24 protein-coding genes are annotated in these 20,136 nt (G+C 70.5%); 12 read left to right on the top strand and 12 right to left on the bottom strand.

The window, feature by feature from the left end; genetic code table 11:
• Position 1: 1 nt before the first annotated feature.
• The 3 genes from EO776_RS03190 to EO776_RS03180 are packed head-to-tail and all read right to left on the bottom strand — an operon-like array spanning position 2 to position 2,052.
• A complete protein-coding gene (locus tag EO776_RS03190) occupies positions 2–715 on the bottom strand; it encodes an energy-coupling factor transporter transmembrane component T family protein (protein WP_086215907.1) in 714 nt (237 codons plus the stop codon).
• A complete protein-coding gene (locus EO776_RS03185) occupies positions 712–1,446 on the bottom strand; it encodes an energy-coupling factor ABC transporter ATP-binding protein (protein WP_049931474.1) in 735 nt (244 codons plus the stop codon). The genes EO776_RS03190 and EO776_RS03185 overlap by 4 nt, the downstream gene beginning before the upstream one ends.
• A 6-nt stretch (positions 1,447–1,452) precedes the next feature.
• The gene (locus EO776_RS03180; protein WP_094520690.1) at positions 1,453–2,052 is read right to left on the bottom strand and encodes a biotin transporter BioY; all 600 of its coding nucleotides are present in this window, start codon (positions 2,050–2,052) and stop codon (positions 1,453–1,455) included.
• Between the two features lie 154 nt (positions 2,053–2,206).
• Between EO776_RS03180 and EO776_RS03175 the strand changes: the two genes are divergently transcribed.
• The gene (locus EO776_RS03175; protein WP_094520691.1) at positions 2,207–2,434 is read left to right on the top strand and encodes a ribbon-helix-helix domain-containing protein; all 228 of its coding nucleotides are present in this window, start codon (positions 2,207–2,209) and stop codon (positions 2,432–2,434) included.
• A complete protein-coding gene (locus tag EO776_RS03170; RefSeq protein ID WP_049931471.1) occupies positions 2,427–3,146 on the top strand; it encodes a queuosine precursor transporter in 720 nt (239 codons plus the stop codon). The genes EO776_RS03175 and EO776_RS03170 overlap by 8 nt, the downstream gene beginning before the upstream one ends.
• 53 nt (positions 3,147–3,199) lie before the next feature.
• Here EO776_RS03170 and EO776_RS03165 read toward each other — a convergent pair whose 3' ends face one another.
• Positions 3,200–4,258, bottom strand: coding sequence for a WD40/YVTN/BNR-like repeat-containing protein (locus EO776_RS03165; RefSeq protein WP_094520921.1), 1,059 nt, complete (start codon positions 4,256–4,258; stop codon positions 3,200–3,202).
• Positions 4,259–4,422: 164 nt separating this feature from the next.
• Here EO776_RS03165 and EO776_RS03160 point away from each other — a divergent pair, with 164 nt between their 5' ends.
• The gene (locus EO776_RS03160) at positions 4,423–5,154 is read left to right on the top strand and encodes a DUF5781 family protein (protein ID WP_086215909.1); all 732 of its coding nucleotides are present in this window, start codon (positions 4,423–4,425) and stop codon (positions 5,152–5,154) included.
• A 173-nt stretch (positions 5,155–5,327) separates the two neighbouring features.
• Here the strand turns inward: EO776_RS03160 and EO776_RS03155 are convergent, their stop codons facing one another.
• A complete protein-coding gene (locus tag EO776_RS03155) occupies positions 5,328–6,752 on the bottom strand; it encodes a hemolysin family protein (protein WP_094520920.1) in 1,425 nt (474 codons plus the stop codon).
• Between the two features lie 210 nt (positions 6,753–6,962).
• Between EO776_RS03155 and EO776_RS03150 the strand changes: the two genes are divergently transcribed.
• The 3 genes from EO776_RS03150 (at position 6,963) to EO776_RS03140 (ending at position 8,501) form a co-directional block, all read left to right on the top strand.
• Positions 6,963–7,259, top strand: coding sequence for a glutaredoxin family protein (locus EO776_RS03150; RefSeq protein WP_089308014.1), 297 nt, complete (start codon positions 6,963–6,965; stop codon positions 7,257–7,259).
• Position 7,260: 1 nt separating this feature from the next.
• Positions 7,261–7,770 carry a redoxin domain-containing protein gene (locus tag EO776_RS03145; RefSeq protein ID WP_086215912.1) on the top strand — a complete coding sequence of 170 codons (510 nt, stop codon included), beginning with the start codon at positions 7,261–7,263 and terminating at the stop codon, positions 7,768–7,770.
• Positions 7,771–7,871: 101 nt separating this feature from the next.
• Positions 7,872–8,501 carry an L-threonylcarbamoyladenylate synthase gene (locus EO776_RS03140; protein ID WP_049931465.1) on the top strand — a complete coding sequence of 210 codons (630 nt, stop codon included), beginning with the start codon at positions 7,872–7,874 and terminating at the stop codon, positions 8,499–8,501.
• 27 nt (positions 8,502–8,528) lie between these two features.
• Here the strand turns inward: EO776_RS03140 and EO776_RS03135 are convergent, their stop codons facing one another.
• The 3 genes from EO776_RS03135 to EO776_RS03125 form a co-directional block, all read right to left on the bottom strand.
• The gene (locus EO776_RS03135) at positions 8,529–8,795 is read right to left on the bottom strand and encodes an HAH_0734 family protein (RefSeq protein WP_049931464.1); all 267 of its coding nucleotides are present in this window, start codon (positions 8,793–8,795) and stop codon (positions 8,529–8,531) included.
• Positions 8,796–8,882: 87 nt separating this feature from the next.
• Positions 8,883–10,703 carry a ribosome biogenesis/translation initiation ATPase RLI gene (locus EO776_RS03130; RefSeq protein ID WP_049931463.1) on the bottom strand — a complete coding sequence of 607 codons (1,821 nt, stop codon included), beginning with the start codon at positions 10,701–10,703 and terminating at the stop codon, positions 8,883–8,885.
• A 1-nt stretch (position 10,704) separates the two neighbouring features.
• Positions 10,705–11,013, bottom strand: coding sequence for an EMC6-like membrane protein (locus EO776_RS03125; RefSeq protein ID WP_086215915.1), 309 nt, complete (start codon positions 11,011–11,013; stop codon positions 10,705–10,707).
• A gap of 284 nt (positions 11,014–11,297) precedes the next feature.
• On the opposite strand from EO776_RS03125, the gene EO776_RS03120 reads away from it, so the two are divergent.
• Positions 11,298–11,579, top strand: coding sequence for a MarR family transcriptional regulator (locus EO776_RS03120; RefSeq protein WP_049931461.1), 282 nt, complete (start codon positions 11,298–11,300; stop codon positions 11,577–11,579).
• Between the two features lie 65 nt (positions 11,580–11,644).
• Here the strand turns inward: EO776_RS03120 and EO776_RS03115 are convergent, their stop codons facing one another.
• On the bottom strand, positions 11,645–11,947 hold the full coding sequence (locus EO776_RS03115) for a DUF7536 family protein (protein WP_425433476.1): 303 nt from the start codon (positions 11,945–11,947) through the stop codon (positions 11,645–11,647).
• Positions 11,948–12,163: 216 nt separating this feature from the next.
• Between EO776_RS03115 and EO776_RS03110 the strand changes: the two genes are divergently transcribed.
• On the top strand, positions 12,164–13,138 hold the full coding sequence (locus EO776_RS03110) for a C-terminal binding protein (protein WP_086215917.1): 975 nt from the start codon (positions 12,164–12,166) through the stop codon (positions 13,136–13,138).
• A gap of 31 nt (positions 13,139–13,169) precedes the next feature.
• Here the strand turns inward: EO776_RS03110 and EO776_RS03105 are convergent, their stop codons facing one another.
• Positions 13,170–13,967 carry a DUF6663 family protein gene (locus EO776_RS03105; RefSeq protein WP_089308017.1) on the bottom strand — a complete coding sequence of 266 codons (798 nt, stop codon included), beginning with the start codon at positions 13,965–13,967 and terminating at the stop codon, positions 13,170–13,172.
• 114 nt (positions 13,968–14,081) lie between these two features.
• On the opposite strand from EO776_RS03105, the gene EO776_RS03100 reads away from it, so the two are divergent.
• Positions 14,082–14,771, top strand: coding sequence for a methyltransferase domain-containing protein (locus tag EO776_RS03100; protein ID WP_049931458.1), 690 nt, complete (start codon positions 14,082–14,084; stop codon positions 14,769–14,771).
• A gap of 27 nt (positions 14,772–14,798) precedes the next feature.
• On the opposite strand, the gene EO776_RS03095 is transcribed toward EO776_RS03100, so the two are convergent.
• Positions 14,799–15,245 carry a type IV pilin gene (locus tag EO776_RS03095; protein ID WP_086215919.1) on the bottom strand — a complete coding sequence of 149 codons (447 nt, stop codon included), beginning with the start codon at positions 15,243–15,245 and terminating at the stop codon, positions 14,799–14,801.
• Between the two features lie 144 nt (positions 15,246–15,389).
• Complete coding sequence (locus EO776_RS03090) at positions 15,390–16,766, bottom strand: DUF7094 domain-containing protein (RefSeq protein ID WP_094520919.1); 1,377 nt, start codon at positions 16,764–16,766, stop codon at positions 15,390–15,392.
• Between the two features lie 186 nt (positions 16,767–16,952).
• Between EO776_RS03090 and EO776_RS03085 the strand changes: the two genes are divergently transcribed.
• The 3 genes from EO776_RS03085 (at position 16,953) to EO776_RS03075 (ending at position 20,110) form a co-directional block, all read left to right on the top strand.
• Positions 16,953–18,233, top strand: a complete 1,281-nt coding sequence (locus tag EO776_RS03085) for a helix-turn-helix transcriptional regulator (RefSeq protein WP_086215920.1) — start codon at positions 16,953–16,955, stop codon at positions 18,231–18,233.
• Positions 18,234–18,377: 144 nt separating this feature from the next.
• Positions 18,378–19,166 (top strand): electron transfer flavoprotein subunit beta/FixA family protein, encoded by a 789-nt coding sequence (locus EO776_RS03080; protein WP_049931454.1) that lies wholly within the window; start codon positions 18,378–18,380, stop codon positions 19,164–19,166.
• Positions 19,166–20,110, top strand: coding sequence for an electron transfer flavoprotein subunit alpha/FixB family protein (locus EO776_RS03075; RefSeq protein ID WP_086215921.1), 945 nt, complete (start codon positions 19,166–19,168; stop codon positions 20,108–20,110). Before EO776_RS03080 ends, EO776_RS03075 begins: the two co-directional genes overlap by 1 nt.
• The last annotated feature ends 26 nt before the right edge of the window (positions 20,111–20,136 follow it).

Here is a 20,136-nt window from a genome sequence, read left to right as displayed (position 1 = left end):
CTCAGACGGCCCGAAACAGCGCCGCCGCCAGCAGCGCTCCCGCGAGCGCCAGCGCCGGCGCGTCGATTCGGGTGAGCATCAGCCGCGGCAGCGTCGGGTTCCACGCGAAACAGCGGGCCGAGAGCGCCGTGGAGAGGCGGTCCGCGCGCCCCAGCGTCCGGGTCGCGCCCGCGACGGCGACGCGCTCGATCCGGTCGACGAGCGGGCGTTCGGTGCCGAGCCGGGCCGCCGACGCCTCCCTGACCGCCGTGATCTCCCGCCGGAGAACCGGGAGGAACCGGAAGACGAGCGAGACGCCGACGCCGAGGAACACGCCGGGGCGACCCGGGACGGTCCGCTGGATCGCCGCGCGCGACTCCCGGACCGTCGTGGTACGGACGTACGCCGCGCTGACGACGACGACGAGCAGCACGCGGTAGCTCGACAGCGCCGGGTAGACGGCCGCTCCCGGGTCTATCGCCGGCGGAGACAGCTCGATCGTCGCGACGAGCGGCGCGGCGACGAGGAAGGGGAGGATGACCCTGAACGAGCGGACGACGCCGGCGAGCGACAGCGACGCGAGCCGGGCGACCGCGAGCGCGAGGACGGACAGGACGGCGAGCCCGCGGGGGGTCGTGTACGCGAACGCCGCGGCGGCGAACGCGACCTGAACGGCGATCTTCGCCCGGGGGTCGAGCCGGTGCGCGACAGTCGAGCCGGGGACGTAGCCGATCATCGCGTGTCGGACTCGCCCTCGAGGCGCTCGCTCGCCGGGACGTGGACGTCGAGCGCGGGGAGTTCGGCGCGCGCCGCCTCGGGCGGGGCGTCCAACGCGATCGACCCGTCGGCGAGCGCGATCACCCGGTCACACCGGTCGATCAGGCCGCGCAGGTCGTGAGTGACGACGACGATCCCCGTTCCGTCGGCCGAGAGCGACGCGAGGTGAGACAGCAGCGAGCGACGGGCGGGCTCGTCGAGCCCCGAGAACGGCTCGTCGAGGACGAGGTGGTCCGGCTCCATCGCCAGCGCGCCGGCGACCGCGACACGGGCCTTCTCGCCGCCGGAGAGCGCGTCGATCCGCTCGTCGCCCCGCCCGGCGAGGTTGACCGCGTCGAGGGCGGTCGCCACGCGTCGGTCGATCTCGTCGTGGGACAGACCGAGGTTCTCGGGGCCGAACGCCACGTCGGCCGCGATCGTCGCGGCGACGAAGCTGTCCGCCGGGCGTTGGAACACCATCCCGACCGCCGTCCGCGCCGCGACGAGGTCCGCCTCGGCCGGGACGCCGTTGACCCGGACCTCTCCCTCGGTGGGCGAGAGCAGGCCGTTGAAGTGACGGACGAGCGTCGTCTTGCCAGAGCCGTTCGGGCCGGTGACGAGGAGGAACTCGCCGTCGTCGACGGAGAGCGAGACCGAGTCGAGCGCGACCGCCCCGTCGAACGCGTGCGTGAGGTCGCTGACGGCGATCACGCCGGGTCAGGCAGCCGCGATCGCGTCGTTCTTGACGATGCCGACGGCGGCGGCGATCTTGACCGCCTCGACGGGGACGAAGGCGAACGAAGAGACAAGGAACGCCTGCCACAGCGACGCGTACCACGGGTCGTACTGTATCACCGCGAAGCCGACCGTGCCGAACCCGTAGATGATCGCGGTCCCGGCGACCATCGCTCCCACGAGGACCGGCGTCGGGACCGCGTCGACCTCGGAGAGGCTCGTCCCGCGGTGGGCGACGAGCCCGATCACTCCCGCGGCGAAGGGGTACGACCAGAGGAACCCGAGCGTCGGGCTGGCGATCAGGTAGCTGATCCCCGCGGTGCCGCCGGAGAAGACCGGCGCGCCGACCGCGCCGGCGGCGAGGTACAGGACCATCGAGAGCGACCCCCACACCGGGCCGAGCATGATCCCCGCGAGGAACACGCCGAGGACTTGGAGCGTGATCGGTACCCCTGCCGAGAGCGGGTTCGGGAAGGAGACGTACGCGAACGCCCCGACGAGCGCCGCGAACAGCGCGGCGCGAGCGAGGTTCGTCGCCGCCTCGTCGCCGACGAGATCGACGGACTCCGTGTTCGTTGCCATGACTCAACGGACTCGTAAACCCACTTCAACGTAGCGGTTTACGAGCTCTGGGCGGGCGGGCAGCGCAGCCGGACGTCGAGTCGAGCACTTCGGGACTCTCTCGATAATCTCCGGATAATAACGTTCATCCCTACCCGGCGTCCACGACGCGAGTATGCCGAAGATAAGCGTCGAGATCCCGGCGGAGCTGCTCGCCGACCTCGACGACCACGTGGGCGACGACGGGAAGTTCGTGAACCGCAGCGACGCGGTGCGCGCGTCGATCCGGAAGACCCTCGACCTGCTCGACGAGATCGACGCCCGCCACGACCGGCTCGACGACGACCCGGGGACGGCGGCGGGGTTGGAGGAGAGCGAGTCAACGGAGGAGACCGATGAGTAGTCGGACGGCGGCCGGCGGGAACGGGCCCTTCCGGACCGACCCGCTGGACCGGACGGCGGTCGCGGCGGTGGCGCTTATCACGCTGTTCACGGTCGCGCTCGGGACCGCGCAGCTCACCGCAGCGAAGGTGCTCGCGCTGCCGCTCCCGTTCGCGCTGCCGGTGGTCGGCGCAGAGATCCTGCTGCCCGGCGCCGCGCTCGCGTACGCGCTCACGTTCCTCGCCTCCGACTGCTACGCGGAGCTGTACGGCCGGCGCGCGACGCAGGTGGTCGTCAACGTCGCGTTCCTCGCGAACTTCCTCGTGTTAGCGCTGGTGTGGTCGACGCTCGCGGCGCCCGGTGTCGACCCCGAGGTGTCCGCCGCCTTCCAGGCGGCGCTCGGACCGGCGGCGAACATCGTCGCGGGCAGCCTGCTGGCGTACGTCGTGAGCCAGAACTGGGACGTGTTCGTGTTCCACGCGATCCGCGACCGCACGGGCGAGGGAATGCTGTGGCTCCGCAACATCGGCTCGACCGCCACGAGCCAAGCGATAGACACCGCCATCTTCGTCGGCGTCGCCTTCTACGCCGCCCCGCTCTTGCTCGGGGTCGGGCCGGTGTTCGACCCGCCGGCGCTGCTCGCGCTCGGACTGGGTCAGTACCTGCTGAAGCTCGCGATCGCCGTCCTCGACACGCCGGTCGTCTACCTGATCGTCGGCGCGGTCCGAGACTGACTGCTTTCGACGGCGTTCGACCGCGTTTCGTCGCTTTTCGCCTCGCTCGCTGCTCAAGCGACCGCCAGCGCCCGCGCCGGGCGGTCGGGGAGATCGACCGGGACCTGCTCGAAGGAGTCGCCGGCGTCGCGGGTCACGAAGAGCCCGCGGTTCGAGAGCGCCCAGATCTCGCCGGCGGACCGCCCGGCCGCGAGGACCGCTCGATACGTCCCCTCCCCGGTCGGAACGCCGCGGTCGTCGAGGCGCTCGAACGCGCCCGCGTCGCCCGTCGCCCCCGTCCCCTCGTCCTCCTCTTCCCCGCCGCGACGGTAGCGGTACAGGTGCGCCTCGCCGCGGCGGTGGGCGGCCGTCGCGCCCCGGGCCGCGCTGACCACGGCGGTGTCCGGGTCCCCGGGGTCGACCGCGAGCCCCCAGACGTAGCCGTGGTCGAGGCCGGCGTCGCGGACGCGCCACGAGTCGCCGCGGTCGTCGCTCTCGGCGAAGCCGTCGCCGGCGGCGGCGTAGACGCGGTCGGGGGCGTCCGGGTGCGTCGCCATCGCGTGGGTGTCACGGCGCGACCCCGGCGGGCGGTCGGTCCACGTCGCGCCGCCGTCGGCCGTCACGGCGAGCGCACCCGCCTCGATCCCGAGGAGCCAGCGGTCCGGATCGGCGGGACAGGGTTCGATCCACCGGACGTGGTGCGTGTCGGGTCGCGGCGGGAACGACCACTCGGACGCCGAGGGGAGGTCGGTCAGCCCGCCGACCAGTGCCGCCGTCTCGCCGCCGTCGACGGAGCGGTACGCGCGCGAGGGCTCCGTGCCGATCCAGACGACCGAGGGGTCGTGCGGGCTCGTCGCGACCGCGGTGACCGCGTCCGGGCCGGACCCCTCGGGACCGAGCGTCGACGCGGCCGCGCCCGCGAACCGCTCGCCGCCGTCGACGGAGCGGAACAGCCCCGCGTCGAAGGTCCCGGCGAGGACGCGCGGACCGCGGGTTCCGGCTCCCGCCGCGCCGTCGCCGGGGTCCGCGACGGAGAGACAGTCGACGCGCTGGCCGGAGAGGCGAGTCTCGACCGCGCCGGTCGCGGGGTCGACGATCCGGAGCCCGTCGTCGTACGCCGCGTAGACGCGCATGGTTCGACGTTCGTCGGGAGGCCTCAAAAGCGTACGCCGGTCGCCGAGAGGAACGAGTCGCCTAGGGAGGGCGAGAGTCGTCGTCGGAACCGGGCGCCGGCGCGCCGCGAACCGGGTCCGCGAGCGCAAGAGACTTACCGCCGCCACCCGTGTGAACTGTACGCATGGATCTTCGCGTTCAGGGGGACGTTCCTCCCGACCCGTTTCTCGGCGCCGCGGACCTCTTCGAAACCGAGCGCTCCGTGGAGGCGCCGGTCCGCGTCGTGGTCCGCGAGGACCCCGACGAGCGGACGTGGGCCGGCCACTACGACGACCACCACGTCCTGAACGTCTCCCGGCGGGCCGCCACGAGCGCGATGGCGCGCGAACTGGCGATCCACGAGCTCGCGCACATGGCCCGGTACGAGGAGGGACACCCCTCGCACCTTCAGTCCACGGAGGAGGCGTTGTACCTCGGTCTCTCCGGTGAGAAGGTCGAGCGCCGCAAGCTCGCGCACTGCTACCAGATCGCGAACCACATGAAAGACATCTACGCCGACGACATCACGCTCTCGGTGGCGCCCGCGAACAAGCTCCTCGGCTTCCTCGAATCGACGCTGGCGGCCGCGGTCGCGGACCGCCCCGACGTGTCTCGTACCGGTTCACCGCCGGTGACGGCGGGCGCCGACCCAGAGATTACCGCCGTCAACGCCGCATTCGCGCTCGCCCTCGTGGAGCGACACGACATCGCTGGTCCCGACCACCGCATCTACGACCTCGCGCGCGCGGCCGGCAGCGACACCGACGCCGTCGACGTGGACGCGTTCAAAGCACGGTTCCTGGACCTCGGTCACGACCCCTCGGAGAGCGACTACCGGAAGGCGCTCGTCGCGGCCGCCCGCGCCTACGCCGTTTGAAAGCCGAGGAGGCGTGGGGCTGTGGTGCGGCAGGGGGTTTGGCGGTGGTCTTCGCCGCTTCGGTGATGGCTGTTTATAAGTGAACGGCTGGATATTCTGACGTTCGTACTGACAATCGCGGTCAGCTACCCACAGACAATCGCATCGAACTCCGAAGATGTCGTAGTCCGCGACTATTCCGCGTCGTTCCGAGCGGGCCCGCCCTCGCCGTCCGTCTCCGCCGCCTCGGTCTCGTCGGTCAAGTCGGTGGCCTCGACCGGGGCGCTCGAGTCCGCCGCCCCCGCGTCGCCGTCGAGGACCTTCACGCGCGCGGACATGATGCGGGTGTTGTCGACGCGCTCGATACGGATCCGGATCTCGTCGAACTCGATCTCTTCGCCCTCCTCGACGAGGCGCCCGGCGCGGTTGAACACGAAGCCCGCGAGCGTCTCGAACTCCTCGCCCTCCGGGAGATCGATCCCGAGGATCTCGTTGACCTCGTCGATGTTCACCTCGCCCTGGACGACCGCGACGTTGTCGTCGACGAACTCCACCGGCGCCTCCTCGTCGCCCTCGAGGATCTCGCCGACGATCTCCTCGACCATGTCCTCTAAGGTGATGATCCCCTCCGTGGTGCCGAACTCGTCGATGACCGTCACCATCTGGAGGCGGTTCTCCTGCATCTCCGCGAGCAGCTCGTCCGCGTTCTTCGACTCCGGGACGTGGAGCGTGGGCTTGACGACGCGCTCGAGGGAGGGCTGGCCCTCGGAGTAGCGCAGTTCGCGGACCAGATCGCGCACCGTCACCACGCCGATGATGTTGTCGAGGTTCCCCTCGTAGACGGGGACGCGCTCGTGGTCGGCCTGGATACACGTCTCGATCGCCTCCTCGACGGAGTCCTCCTTCGCGACCGCGGTGACGTCGAGCCGCGGCGTCATCACCTCCTTGGCGATGGTGTTGTTGAACCGGAAGATGCGGTCGAGCATCTCCCGCTCCTCCTCCTCGATGACGCCCTCGCGCTCGCCCGTCTCGATGATGTCCTGGATCTCGTCGCGGGTGACGTACGTCGACTCGATGGCCGCCGAGCCGCCGATGACGCTGTTGACGCCCTTGACGATGTAGTCGAAGAGGACGACGAGCGGGTAGAGGGCATACTCAGAGGCCTTCAGCGGGCGGGCGATCCGCAGCGCCCACGACTCGGTGTTCTCGACGGCGTACGACTTGGGCGCGCTCTCGCCGAAGATCAGCACGAGCGTCGTGATCCCGAAGGTCGTCGCCAGCACCGACTGCCCCCGCGAGAGGTAGATCCCGAACAGCGCGGTGGCGATGGAGGTCATCGCCACGTTGACGATGTTGTTCCCGACGAGGATCGTCACCAGCAGGCGGTGGGGGTTCTGTTTCATGTCGCGGATCGTCTTCGCCCCCGTCACCCCCTCGTCGACGAGGCTATCGATGCGGTGTTGCTGCAGCGAGAACATCGCGATCTCGGACGAGGAAAAGAACGCCGAGAGCCCGATGAGAAGCATAATCGCAACGACACCGAGGGCGGTCACGACCTCTTGACCCGGCATCGGTATCTGGAGGACATCGACCACCGGCGCACTAGACGACAAGCCCATGTTCGTTTGTCATCCGTCGGCCCGCGATTAAAGCGTTCCCTTCGACTAACCCGGAAGCGACCCGACCGCCGCGGAAACGGTCGCCGTGCCGCGCACCCGAGCGCGCCCACCGGTGCGCGCGGTGCCCCGAATCGTCGCCGACTCGGATCCGCCGACACCGAGGGTGCCGCTGCCGACACGATTACCCGTCTCGCGGGCGAATCGCGAGGCATGACCGAGCCACAGATCACCCTGTACCGGCTCCAAGCGTGTCCGTACTGCGAGCGCGTGGTCCGGACGCTGAACGAACTCGACGTGGCGTACCGCTCCCGATACGTCGAGCCGATGCACTCGGAGCGCAACGTCGTCAAGCGCGTCTCCGGCGCGCGGAGCGTCCCGGCGATCGTCGACCGCGAGACGGGCGTGACGATGTCCGAGAGCGCGAACATCGTCGAGTACCTCCGCGGCACGTACGGCGACGCGGCGGCCGACGGCGGCCGCGCGGTCGACGCCGAGGGAGGTGCCTGAGATGCCCGACTTCGACGTCGTCTCTCTCCCGGAGACCGACCACGTCGAGGAGGGCGACGCGGCGCCCGACTTCACCCGCCCGCTCGTGAACGGCGAGTACTGGGAGGACCGCTCGCTCGCCGACGTCGTCGACGGGCCGACGCTCCTCCTCTTCCACCCGATGGACGGCGCGTTTCAGGGGACGTACCTCTACAACACGGTCGACGACCACGGGTGGAGCGACGAGGTCGACGTCCTCGGCGTCTCGATCTCGACGCCGTACGCCCACAAGCGCCTGCTCGCCGACCGCGGCGACGGCGTCCGCATCTTCTCTGACCCGGGCGCGGGCGTGATCGAGGAGTACGGCCTCGCGCACGACATCGACGGCATGACGGGGGTCACGGAGAGTCGTCCCGCCGTCTTCCTCCTCGACGCCGACCGCACCGTCGAGTACGCGTGGGTCGCGGGCGAACACCCCGCATTCCCCGACGCCGAGGCGATCGACGACGCGGTCGCGAACCTCGTCGACTGATACCCTCGCGCTCCGCGGCCGCGTCGTCTCCCGGCGGGCGTCGGTAGGGGCGGCAACGTCCACTCGTCACGCTTTTTCAACTCGGCACCGAATAGCCGCACGTGACCGCCGATACGAGCGACGACGGACCGGACCGATCCGACGAGCTGCGCGCGGCGGCCGCCGCCGTCGACCGCGGCGACCTCGTCGTCTACCCGACCGAGACGGTGTACGGGCTCGGCGCGGACGCGCTCGATCCCGACGCCGTCGAGCGCGTCTTCGACCTGAAGGGCCGCGACCGGTCGAATCCGCTCTCGCTCGGCGTCGCGAGCGTCGACGACGCCCTCCGCCACACCCGCCCGACGGAGCGGGCGGTGGCGTTCGCCCGGGCGTTCCTCCCGGGGCCGGTGACCGTCGTCGTCGAGCGCGGCGACGGCGTGCCGGACGCGCTCACCGCCGGCCGCGACCGCGTCGGGATCCGCGTGCCGGACCACGACCTCGCGCGGGCGCTCATGGCCGAGACCGGTCCCCTCACGGCGACGAGCGCCAACGTCTCCGGGACCGGCAGCGTCACCGACCTCGGCGACCTCGACGACCGGGTCCGCGACGGGGTCGCCGCCGTGATCGACGGCGGCGAGACGCCCGGCACCGAGAGCACGGTCGTCGACCCCGAGGCGGGGACGATCCACCGCCGCGGGGCGATGGCGGGCGCCATCGAGGCGTGGCTGGCGGACCCGCCGGTAGACGGGTAGAAGCGCCGGCGAGAAGCGGTCGGCGCGTTAGACGGAGAGGTCGCCCTTCGCCTTGATCACGTCGAGGTCCCCGGCGTCGACCGTCTCGACGTCGAGCCAGTGGGGGACGTACTCGCGTTTGTCGTAGGCGTCGCGCTCGTCCTCGGTGCCGACGGTACACCATAGCTGGGGCTCGTCCGGGCCGTGCCAGCCCCCCTGGACGTTGATGCCGAAACAGACCAGCTCCTCGCCGTCGTGCTCGATCACCGCGTCCTTCCGGATGTCGGGGTCGCCGCGGATGATGAGGTGTTTCATGTGCCGGCGTTTGCGTGTTCCGGGCTTAATCGCTTCGATACCGCGAATCGACGGGCGTCGGGGGGCAACCGCGAACGTCGATTCCGATCAGCCGGAGTAGTAGTACTCGCCGTCGCGCTTCTGCTGGCTGTCGAGCTGTGAGCCCGGCTTATTGATCCGGGGGCGTCCGGTGCGCTCGTCGCGGCGGAAGGTGATCTCGAGGTCGGCGAGGAACTCGTTCATGCCGTCGCGCATGTCCTGCGGCGGCGCCGCGCGGCCGCGCTCGGCCGGCTCGCCGTCGAACACCATCAGCCGGTCGGCCAGCAGGTCGATCATGTAGATGTCGTGGTCGATCACCATCACCGTCGCGTCGTGGTTCTCGGCGTACCGGCGGATCGCCGTCGTCGCCCGGACGCGCTGCTCCACGTCGAGGTGGGCCGAGGGCTCGTCGAGCAGGTAGAGATCGGCGTCGTCGGAGAGACAGGCCGCGATGGCGACGCGCTGACGTTCCCCGCCAGAGAGGTCCGAGAGGTTCTGCTCCATCACGCGCTCCAACTGGAGGGGCTGGGCGATCTCGGTGTTCCAGTAGGAGGAGCCGAACTCGTCGGTGATCGACGAGAGGAACGCGTCGACCCGCATGTGCTGGTCGATGTCGATGTACTGCGGCTTATAGGAGATGTCGAGCGCGAAGTCGAGCTCGCCCTCGTCGGGCTCCAAGTCACCCGTGAACAGCTGCGCGAGCGTGGACTTCCCGATCCCGTTCGGGCCGACGACGCCCAACACCTCGGAGCGGTTGATCTCGCCGCCCTCGACGCGGAGCTCGAACTCGCCGTCGCCGTACGACTTCCGCAGGTCCGGGTACTCGATCAGCGTCTCGCTCCGGGAGGCGACCCGCGGCGCGTGCTCCTCGAAGGTGATCGCCGACGGGCGGATCCGCATGTTCTCGTTGTCGAGGTACCCCTTCAGGTACTCGTTGATCCCCTTCCGCACCGACTTCGGGTCGGTGATGACCCCGTACGCGCCGGGCTCCCCGTACGCGACGTGGAGGGTGTCGGCGAGGAGGTCGAGGATGGCGAGGTCGTGTTCGACGACGAGCATCGACCGGTCGGCCGCGTCGTCGTCGGCGAGCTCGCGGATGAGCCGGGCGACGATCATCCGCTGGCCGATGTCGAGGTACGGCGTGATCTCGTCGAGGAAGTAGAAGTCGGCGTCACGTGCGAGGCACGCCGCGATGGCGACGCGCTGGAGCTCGCCGCCCGAGATGGAGTCGATGTCCTGGTCCATCACCGGGCGGATGTTGAGGCGGTCGACGAGATCGTCGAGCGCGCCGCGCTCGTCGGTCCGCTCCAGGAGTTCGCGGGTGTTCCCGTCGAACTGGTTCGGGATCTGGTCGACGTACTGCGGCTTGCGCGCGACCGTCACGTCGCCGTCGCGGAGCGATTCGAGGTAGCTCTGGATCCCGGTGCCGCGGAAGCGGTCGAGGACGCGCTCCCAGTCGCCGTCGGCGGCGTGGTCGCCGAGGTTCGGGACCATCTCGCCGGCGAGCGCGTGGACGGCCGTGGACTTCCCGATCCCGTTCGGACCGAGGATACCGGTGACACTGCCCGGCTCCGGCGTGGGGAGGCCGTACAGCGAGAAGGCGTTGTCGCCGTAGCGGTGGACCGGGTCGTCGTCGAGTTCGGAGGGGAGGTTGATGATCTCGATGGCGTCGAACGGGCAGGAGTTGACGCAGATGCCGCACGTCTCGCCGAGACAGATTTCCTCGGAGATGTGGATCTGGTCCGGATCGCCTTCTTCGGCGTCCTCGCCGCGCTCCGTGATACACTCCTTGCCCGTCCGGTTGGGCGGGCAGTCCTTCATACACTCGTAGTTACAGCGGTCGGGCTGACACCGGTCGAGGTCCACGACCGCGATACTGTCGTCCGCCATCTCAGACCCCCAGTTCGACGCCGGACGTCAGGAGGACGGTGTAGCTGATGAACCAGAGGGTGAACGTGAGAAACGCGACGTAGAGGTTGTCTTTGACGCCGAAGTCCCCGACGCCGACCGCTTTAAATATCGGGTACTGCGCGATGACGAACGCCCCGAGCACGAACACCGCGGTCGTGCTCGCGGCGGAGGCCGGATCGGTGCCGACGTAGACGGCCGAAACGACGCCGGCGGCGATCCCGGCGAGACAGCAGATGGTCGTGACGACCACGCCGCGCGCGTGGTCGGAGAGGCCCGAGTCGTCGCTCATGCCTTCGGATCCGCGAGCGCCCGTGAAAAGCCGTTCGTTCCCGCCGCCGGCCGCGACCGCGACGGGAGTACCGCGGGGACATCCGCCGGGTCGGTCCGGCGCGCGTCGCCCCGGCCGAGGCGCGCGCGAGCCGAATCGCTGACTGACTGGTCAGTCCAGCGGGGAGAAATAGGGCCATATTGCCGGTTTGTACCGCGAAAAGCGGCGCATATCTCCGGTATACGGCGGTTCAGCGGCAATGCTCCATCAACATTTATGAGCGTGTGCGGTTTCGAATCGTAACGATGGAAGGAACTCAAACGGAGGGCCTCGACGACCTCCCGCCGAGCGCCAAACTCGTCTTCAAGGTGCTCGAGTACAACGGACCGTTGACCCAGAAGGGGATCGTCCAAGAGTCGATGCTGTCGGCCCGCACCGTCCGGTACGCGCTCGAACGGCTCGAGGGGATCGGCGTCGTCGACGAGGACGTCTACTTCGCGGACGCCAGGCAGAACCTCTACAAGCTCACGGAGCCGGCTCAGGAGTTCACCGCCGACGAGAACGAGGCCTCCTGTACGGCCGACTGACGGGATCTTCCGATCGTCGGTGCGGTTCCGATCGCCCCCCTTCTCGCGGCGGCCCGATGCGGTCCCTATGACTCCGGACGCTCCGCGCCACGTGCGCCGCTGACGGCGGTCGCGATCGTGAGGACGACCGCGACCGACAGCGCCGAGGTCGCCGCCAGCACGAACGCCAGCAGGAGGAACCAGACGTCCGGTCCGAAAAGCGGGTACTCGCGCGTGTCGATCACGGGGCCGAGCAGTTCGAGGGTCCTGACGAGGTACAGCAGGACCGCGAGCAGCGCGCCAGCCGCCGCCCCCACTCGGACGTTGCGGTAGAACGACAGCGACTCAAGGAGAACCAGCATCGGGGGCTTCGAACTGTCCTCGCTCACAGGTAGCCGTACGGTCGGCGGCCGCAAAGAGTCATCGGAACGCGACCGAGGCCCCCGGAAGCGGGGGGCGACGAGGCCGATTCGAAGCGGACGGGCGGCCCGTTGACCGAGCCTCGACGACACGGGGAGAGGATATCCTACACGATCGAAACGGACGTATGAAGGCCTGACAGCGTCAGTGACAGTCGTAAAGTGGATCGGCGGGAGAGGAGGCGTATGGCCAAACTGGTGCTGTCCGCGTTCCCGATGATAGACCCGGAGACGTACCGCGAGGTGCTCGCGGACGCGGTCGACGAGCCGGTCGAGATCGAAGTCGCGGAGCTGGGCTCGACCGAGCGGCTGATCGACGCGGCCTCGGGGGCCGACGCTGTCGTCACCGACATCAACACGCCCGTCACGGAGGCGGCGCTCGACGCCACGGACCTCGACGTCGTGGTCCGGTCGGCGGTCGGCGTCGACAACATCGACGTGGAGGCGGCCGCGGAGCGCGGCGTCACCGTCACCCGCGTCCCGGACTACTGTACCGACGAGGTCGCGACGCACTCGGTGACGCTGCTCCTCGCGTGCCTGCGGTCGCTGAAGCCGTACGACGACGCCGTCGCGGGCGGCGGGTGGAGCTGGGAGGCCGGCGCGCCGATCCGGCGCGTGAGCGCGTCGACCATCGGGCTGCTCTCGTTCGGGCCGATCGCGCAGCGCGCCGCCGAGCAGCTCTCCGGGTTCGACGCGGACCTCGTCGCGTACGACCCGTTCGTCGGTGCCGACGAGATGGCCGAGTACGGCGTCGAGGAGGTCGATTTCGAGGCGCTGTTCGACCGGGCCGACCACGTCGGCGTCTACGCCCCCCTGACGGACGCGACCCGGGGAATCGTCGACGCTGACGCGCTGGCGCGCCTCGACGAGGACTCGGTCGTCGTCAACGTGAGTCGCGGTCCGGTCGTCGACGCCGACGCGCTGCTCGACGCCCTGGAGGCGGACGAGATCAAGGCCGCCGGCCTCGACGTGCTCGCCGAGGAACCGCCGGAGGACGACCCACTCGTCGGGCGCGACGACACGGTCGTCACGCCGCACGCGGCGTGGTACAGCGAGGAGGCGAAGGACGACCTCAACCGGAGCGGCGCGGCGGACGTGGCGGCCGTCCTCAACGGCGAGACGCCGGCCGGCCGGGTCGACCCCGACGCGGACTGGCTGTAGTTCGGCGCCGTCGACGGCGCAGGTGCTCCGTCTACAGGCGGTCGAGGGCGTCAAAGTCGTCGTCGTCCGAGTCGCCCGCCTCGTCGAGAACCGGCGAGTCGCTCCCGCCGTCACCGTCGGGGTAGTTCGCGTCGAGCCCCGCGGCCAAGCCGACCCCGAGGTCGTAGGTGTCGCGGACCGTCTGCGCGAGGACGCCGTCGCGGTCGAAGACGACGTAGACGGCGACGAACTCGTACTCCGCGGGGCGCAGCACGAACACCTCCCGCGGGTCGTCGTCGTCCCGCGAGTCGTTCACCCGCGCGACGAGCGGTTCGATCGGGAGCCGCCCGGTTCGGACCTCCTCGAAGGTGTCGCTGCCGGGCGCATCGGCGAAGAGGTAGAGCGCGCCGTTCGGATCGCCGTCGTTCGACCGGGTCGTGATCGAGCCGACGGGCTCGCCGTCCGCGCGGATCTGTCGCCACGTCTCGACGGCCGCCTCGAACATCCCCTCCACGTCGTCGGCGAAGCGGAACCGGGTCTCGCGGACGACCTCGACCTCGCGGAATCGCGCGGAGCCGTCGGTCCACGCCAGCGTCGCGTCGACGACGAAGCCGGGACGGAGCGCGTCGACGGCGTCCGCGAGGTCGCCGTCGTATCCCTCGGCGGTGGCGTACAGCGGGTCGTACCGGTCCGCGGCGTCGGGGTCCGTCGGATCGACCGGCTCGTCGGCGAGTTCGACGAGGACGAACTCCTCGGCGTCGTCGACGCCGCTCCGAGCCGCGTCGTCGTCGATGTCCGGCCGCTGGCGCCGGTCGTGGACGCGGAACCGGCCGCTCGTCGTCGGGTTCATGCCCGAGGGAACGGGTGGCGGGCGGAAAAGACGGTCGGAAGCGGGCGCCGAAACCGGCGTCGGCCGACCGCGGATCCGTGTCGTTATGGGGCGGGCGGCCCAATGAACCGGTAAATGGGGATCCTCGAGGACAAGTCGAACGCCCGGCTCTTCTACAAGTACCTCTCGAAGGTGTACGACCAGATCAACCGCTTCAACTGGAACGAGGAGATGCGCGCCGAGGCGCTCTCGTGGCTGGAGTTCGGCGACGACCCGACGGTGCTCGACGTCGGCTGCGGCACCGGGTTCGGCACCGAGGGACTGTTAGAGCACGCCGACGACGTCCACGGCCTCGACCAGAGCGTCCACCAGATGGAGAAGGCGTTCGAGAAGTTCGGGAAACACGACCGCGTCGACTTCTATCGCGGCGACGCCGAGCGGCTCCCGTTCCGCGACGACGCGTTCGACGTGGTCTGGTCGTCCGGCTCGATCGAGTACTGGCCGAATCCCGTCGAGGGGCTCCGCGAGCTCCGCCGCGTCGCGAAGCCCGGCGGACAGGTGCTCGTCGTCGGTCCGGACTACCCGAACAACCCGATCCTCCAGCGAGTGGCCGACGCGATCATGCTGTTCTACGACGCCGACGAGGCCGACCGGATGTTCGAGGCCGCCGGCTACGAGGAGTACGAACACCACATCCAGCAGGCGACGCCACAGAGTCCGCGAGCGATCACGACCGTCGCTCGCGTTCCCGGCGGCGACGGAACGGACGACGGGTCGGGTTCGACCGCCGCCAACGCGGAACCCTCGGCGCCCGACGCCGAGTGAGAGCGCGGTTCCCGCGTCGCGCTCGCTTCAGCCCGCTTCGACGGACGCCTCCAGCGACGCGACCGGCTGCCCGTCGGCCGTGATGTCGACGGTGACCGTCCGGCCGGGTTCGAGCGTCGGATCGTTGGTGTCCGCGACGCGGAACGTCGCCGTCTCCCCGACGCGCAGCGTGTCGTCGCCGGCGGCGTTGAACGGACCGGTCGGCCCGGGGTGAAACCCGGCGGCCGAAAAGAACGGGAGCGGCGGCTGTTCGTCGAGCGGTTCGCCGTCGATGCTGACGCGGATCGTCACGGCCGAGACGTCGATCGGGTCGCCGCCGCGGTGATCGATCGCGATCCGATCGTCGGTCGCCGACAGCGACAGCACCGCCGACGGCGGCACCGTCGCGCTGGGACCGTCGAGCGCGGCGGCCGCGACGCCGCCGGCCAGCACGACCGTGATCGCGATGAGCAGCACGCCCGCGACGGGCGCCATTCCCCGGCGGCGACGAGCGGCTGGTGGCACGGCGGTCCTGCGGCGGTTCCGTACAAAAGGGTCGGCCCGGGCGGCGGCGAGCGGGGGCGGAAACGCGGGCCGGAACGGGCGGTCCGGACCGGCGGAGACGACCCGGCCGACCGGTCACTCGTCGCCGACCGGCCTCGGGGTCGTCAGGGGTTCGATGTCGTCGAGAACGACGACGTACGGCTCGTCGACGACCGTGATCCGGTACGGCTCGGCGGGCGAGAGCGTCCGAACGACGCCGGCCCCGTCGGTGGTGCCGATCGCCCGACTGTCTCCCCCGCCGACGGACTTCGTGACGGTGACATCGGGAACCGGTTCGCCCGTCTCGTCGTCGAGGACGGTGACGGTCACCGGGCCGCCGGGGTAGGTCCGCTCGACGGTGACGTTGAACCCGTCGCCGGAGGCGGTGACCGGTTCGCTGTCGGGGAACGCCGTCAGGCCGACCCGCTGGTGTTCGACGAACACCTGTTCCGTCCCGCCGCTGACGAACGTCTGGAGGGTGCCGAACTCGTGCGGGATCGTGATACGCTGGACCGAGCCCGCGCCGAACGCGTCGGGCTGGCGGAGCGCGGCCGTCTCAGGGTAGGCCGCCTCGGTCATCTCGATGGCCGCGTCGTTCGAGATGTCGCTGCCGCCGCGGTCCCAGCGGCCCGTGCGGAAGACCTCGCGAACGTACTCGTCCTCGACGACGGTCGCGAGCACGACGGCGCCCTGGCTCGACGCGACGTAGATGTCGCTCGGGGCGGACTGCCCGCGGGCGATGGCGAGGGCGCGGTCGCGGACCGGCCCCTCGTACACCTGTAGCGCCACCTGAAGCTCGTCGAGCCGACCGGGAGAGCTGAAGTCCTCCGTCGCGTCGGCGAGCGCGTCGATCGCGTCGAGCCGCTCGTCGTACTCCTTAGCGGTCGCCGCCACACGGACGAGTTCGTCGAGCAGTTCGCGGTCGGTGATCTCGCCGTCGGCGTGCGAGCTGAAGGCCTCCGACTGGCGGCTGTACAGCGCCACCTCGGCGCGCTCGACGCGGTTGATCTCCGCGAGGATCTGCTGTTGGCGCTCGACGTTCGTCTCGGTGCGCTCGATCCGGTCGACGACGGCCGCCGTCTCGAAGGCGGCGTCGGCGTCGGCGGTCGCGAACCCGAGCGACGATCCGAGGTCGGGGCCCCGGGTGGACGTGCTGACGCGCGTCGCCGCGCCCGACGGCGTCGAGAGCGTCCGGAGCGTGAGGTTCGCCGTTTCGATCTGCGGCGCGAGTTGGCTGGGGGTCGACGGGGAATCCACCGAGGAGGCGAGATCGACGGACCGTGACGGGGATGTGGAGGGCGAGACGGGATCAACGGACTGCGCCGGGCCGGAAGGCGGGACGGAGGCGGCGGGCCGCGCCGGCTCTGAGGCGGGCGAAGCGCCGTCGGAGGCGACGACGTCGGGGCCGGCGACGCCGGCGACCGGCGCCACGAGCAGCAGGACCGCGACCGCGGCGATCGGGAGGGCTCTCATCGTCTGCTGGTTCGCCCCGCGATACAAAAAATCCACCCACTGCGGTCGGTCACCGGCGCCGTGCGGGTCGGTGTCGCGGTCGACGGCGCGTCCGGCCGCGGACGTGAGTGGGAGTTCGACCGCGTTTCCCGTCGAAAAACAGCGTATGGAAAGCGTTTTGCCCGGCGCGCGAGTGGCCGGAGACGTATGCGGAACCCCGCCCTGCGCGCGTTCTTGGTCGCGATCGTCGCGCTCGCGTTGCTCGCGAGCGCCGGCGGCGCGGTCACCGGCGCGACGACGGCCCCCTCTCCCCTCGACGCGGAGGTCGCCCCGAACCACGCCGGGCCGCTCGACGGCTCGACCGACGTTCGGGGGTCTCTCGGCGGGGAATCAGCGGTTCGCCAACAGACCGACGACGCGATCACCTCGCCGTCGACGACCCGTATCCGACTCGCGTTGAACCCGGACCGGAGCGCCGACTGGACCGTCGCGGTGCGGTACTCGCTGGCCGACGAGAACGAGACCGACGTGTTCCGCACGGCCGGCGAGCGCTTCCGCGGCGGCGAGATCGGGCCGAACGCCGCGCTGTTCGAGGGATTCCGTCGGGAGGCGAGCCGCACCGTCGACCGGTCGATGTCTATCGAGGGCGTCGAGCGGGAGGTCGAGGTGTACGAGGACCCGAGCGAGTTCGACGTCGCCACCGAAGACGCCGTCGCCGTCGGTGAGTTCCGCCTGCGGTTCACCTGGACCGAGTTCCTCGCACAGGACGGCGAGAGCCTGATCCTCGGGGACGCGCTGACGACGCCGGGCAACGAGACGTGGCTGCGTAGCCTCGAGGCGAGCCAGACCCTGGAGGTGGCGACGCCGGAGGGGTACGCCGTCACCGGAACGCCGAGCACCGCCGTGACGCAGCTCTCCGACGGCGACGTGATAATCGAGGGCCCCCAGACGTTCGAGAGCGGCGACCCGGTACGGATCGTGTACGAGCCCGCCGGGGCGGGCGCTCCGTGGGGAATGCTGGCGGCCGCGATACTGCTCGGGGCCACGCTCATCGCCGGCAGCGTCGTCGGGTACCGCCGGATCACCGCCGAGGAGGACGTCTCGGACGAGTCAGCCGCGACCTCCGAGACCGCGGACCCCGGCGGCGCCGACCGGAAGCCGATCGGTGCCGGCGACGGCGGTCCGGAAGACGACGGTTCGGGGGACGACCCCGGCGATTCCGTCGGAAAGGGGGAGGACGGCGACGACGGGCCGGACCTCTCGCTGCTCTCGGACGAGGAACGCGTCGAGCGGCTCCTCGACGAGAACGGCGGCCGGATGCGGCAGGCAGACATCGTCGCCGAGACCGGGTGGTCGGACGCGAAGGTCTCGCAGTTGCTCTCGGCGATGGCCGACGAGGGGCGCGTCGAGAAGCTCCGACTCGGCCGCGAGAACCTCATTTCGCTGCCCGACGGCGAGGACGAGACGGGCGGCGACGGCGAGGAGTAGGCGGAAGCGGCGACACCGAGGAGACAGCGACGGCGGCGACAGCGCCCGTTCGAGCGCCGAGCGCTGACCCGCGGAAGCGGAAACCGCCGGTCCGTCCTCGCCCGTTCCGAAAACCATTACAGGGCGAGCGACCGAGTAACGATCATGAAGGTTCTGGTGACCGTCAAGGAGGTCGCGGAGGCGGACGACGACTTCGCGATCGAGGGGACCGACATCGCCGAGTCCGATCTCGAGTACGATCTCAACGAGTGGGACGACTACGCCGTCGAGGCGGCGGTCCAGCTGGCCGAGGCCGGGATCGCGGACGAGGTCGTGACCGTCACCGTCGGGCCGGAGCGCTCGGAGGAGACAATCCGGATGGCGCTCGCGAAGGGCGCCGACCGCGCGGTCCGCGTCTGGGACGACGCGCTGGACGGCGGGTTCGCCGACGTCGCCTCGAAGGTCGAGCTGTTCGAGGCGGTCGTCGCGGAGGAGGAGCCGGACCTGATCCTCGGGGGGGTCCAGGCGGCCGACACCGGGTTCGGCGCGACCGGCGTCGCGCTCGCGGAGCGGATCGGCTTCGAGCACGCCGCGGTCGTCAACGACCTCGACGTCGACGCGGACGCGGGGGTGGCCCACGTCCACCGCGAGCTGGAGGGCGGGGTCGAGGAGCTGACCGACGTCGACCTCCCGGCGGTGTTGACCGTCCAGACCGGGCTCAACGAGCCGCGGTACGCGAGCCTCCGCGGGATCCGGCAGGCACAGCGGAAGGAGATAGCGGTGAAGGCGCTGTCCGACCTCGGGCTGACGGCCGAGGACGTCGAGAGCGCGCTGACGCTCACCTCGATGTACGAGCCGGAGAGCGAGTCGGACGCGGAGATCATCGAGGGGGACGCCGGGGAGTCCGCGGGTCGCCTTGCCGAGGTCCTCCGTGACAAGGGGGTGAGCGCGTAATGAGCGTGCTCGTCGCCGCCGAACACCGCCGGGGAGAGCTCCGCGACGTCTCGTACGAGGCGATCACCGCCGGCCGAGAGCTCGCCGACGCGCGGGGAGTCGACCTCCACGTGGCGGTCGTCGCGGGCGACGTCGACGCCTTCGCGGAGGAGCTGAACCGCGAGGGGGTCGACGCGATCCACGCCGTCGCCGACGGCGAGGAGTTCGACCACAACGCCTACCGAGCGGCGGCCTCGACGCTGGCCGACCGCGTCGACGCCGGGGCGGTGGTGCTGCCGAACTCCGTCAACGGGCTCGACTACGCGCCCGCCCTCGCCGAGAGCCTCGGCGTCCCGCTGGTGACCGACGCGGTCGGGATCGAGTACGACGACGGGCTCACCGTCACCCGCGAGATGTACGGCTCGAAGGTCGAGACGACGGTCGACGTCGAGGGCGACCGGTTCGTCCTCACGGTCCGGGGCGGTGAGTGGCCGCCCGCGGAGGGCGTCGGAGACGCGACGGTCGAGACGGCCGACATCGACCTCCCCGAGTCGGGAGCCCGCGTCACCGGCTTCGAGGAGGTCGGCGGCGGCGACGTCGACATCGCGGACGCCGACGTGCTCGTCTCGGTCGGCCGCGGCATCGAGGAGGAGGAGAACATCGAGCTCATCGAGGACCTCGCGGACGCGCTCGGCGCGACGCTGTCCGCCTCTCGACCGATCGTCGACAACGGTTGGCTGCCGAAGAACCGGCAGGTCGGACAGAGTGGGAAGGTCGTCACGCCGGACGTGTACATCGCGGTCGGCATCTCCGGCGCGGTCCAGCACGTCGCCGGCATGAAAGGGTCGGACACGATCGTCGCGATCAACACCGACCCGAACGCGCCGATATTCGACATCGCCGACTACGGGATCGTCGGCGACCTCTTCGACGTGGTGCCCGAACTCATCGACGAGTTCGCGTAGGCGGACCCCGGAGCCGGCGGCAACGC

The sequence above is a fragment of the Halorubrum ezzemoulense genome (assembly GCF_004126515.1).
In the GTDB taxonomy this organism is placed as follows: Archaea; Halobacteriota; Halobacteria; order Halobacteriales; family Haloferacaceae; genus Halorubrum; species Halorubrum ezzemoulense.
This window is presented reverse-complemented; position numbering and strand designations above follow the sequence as displayed.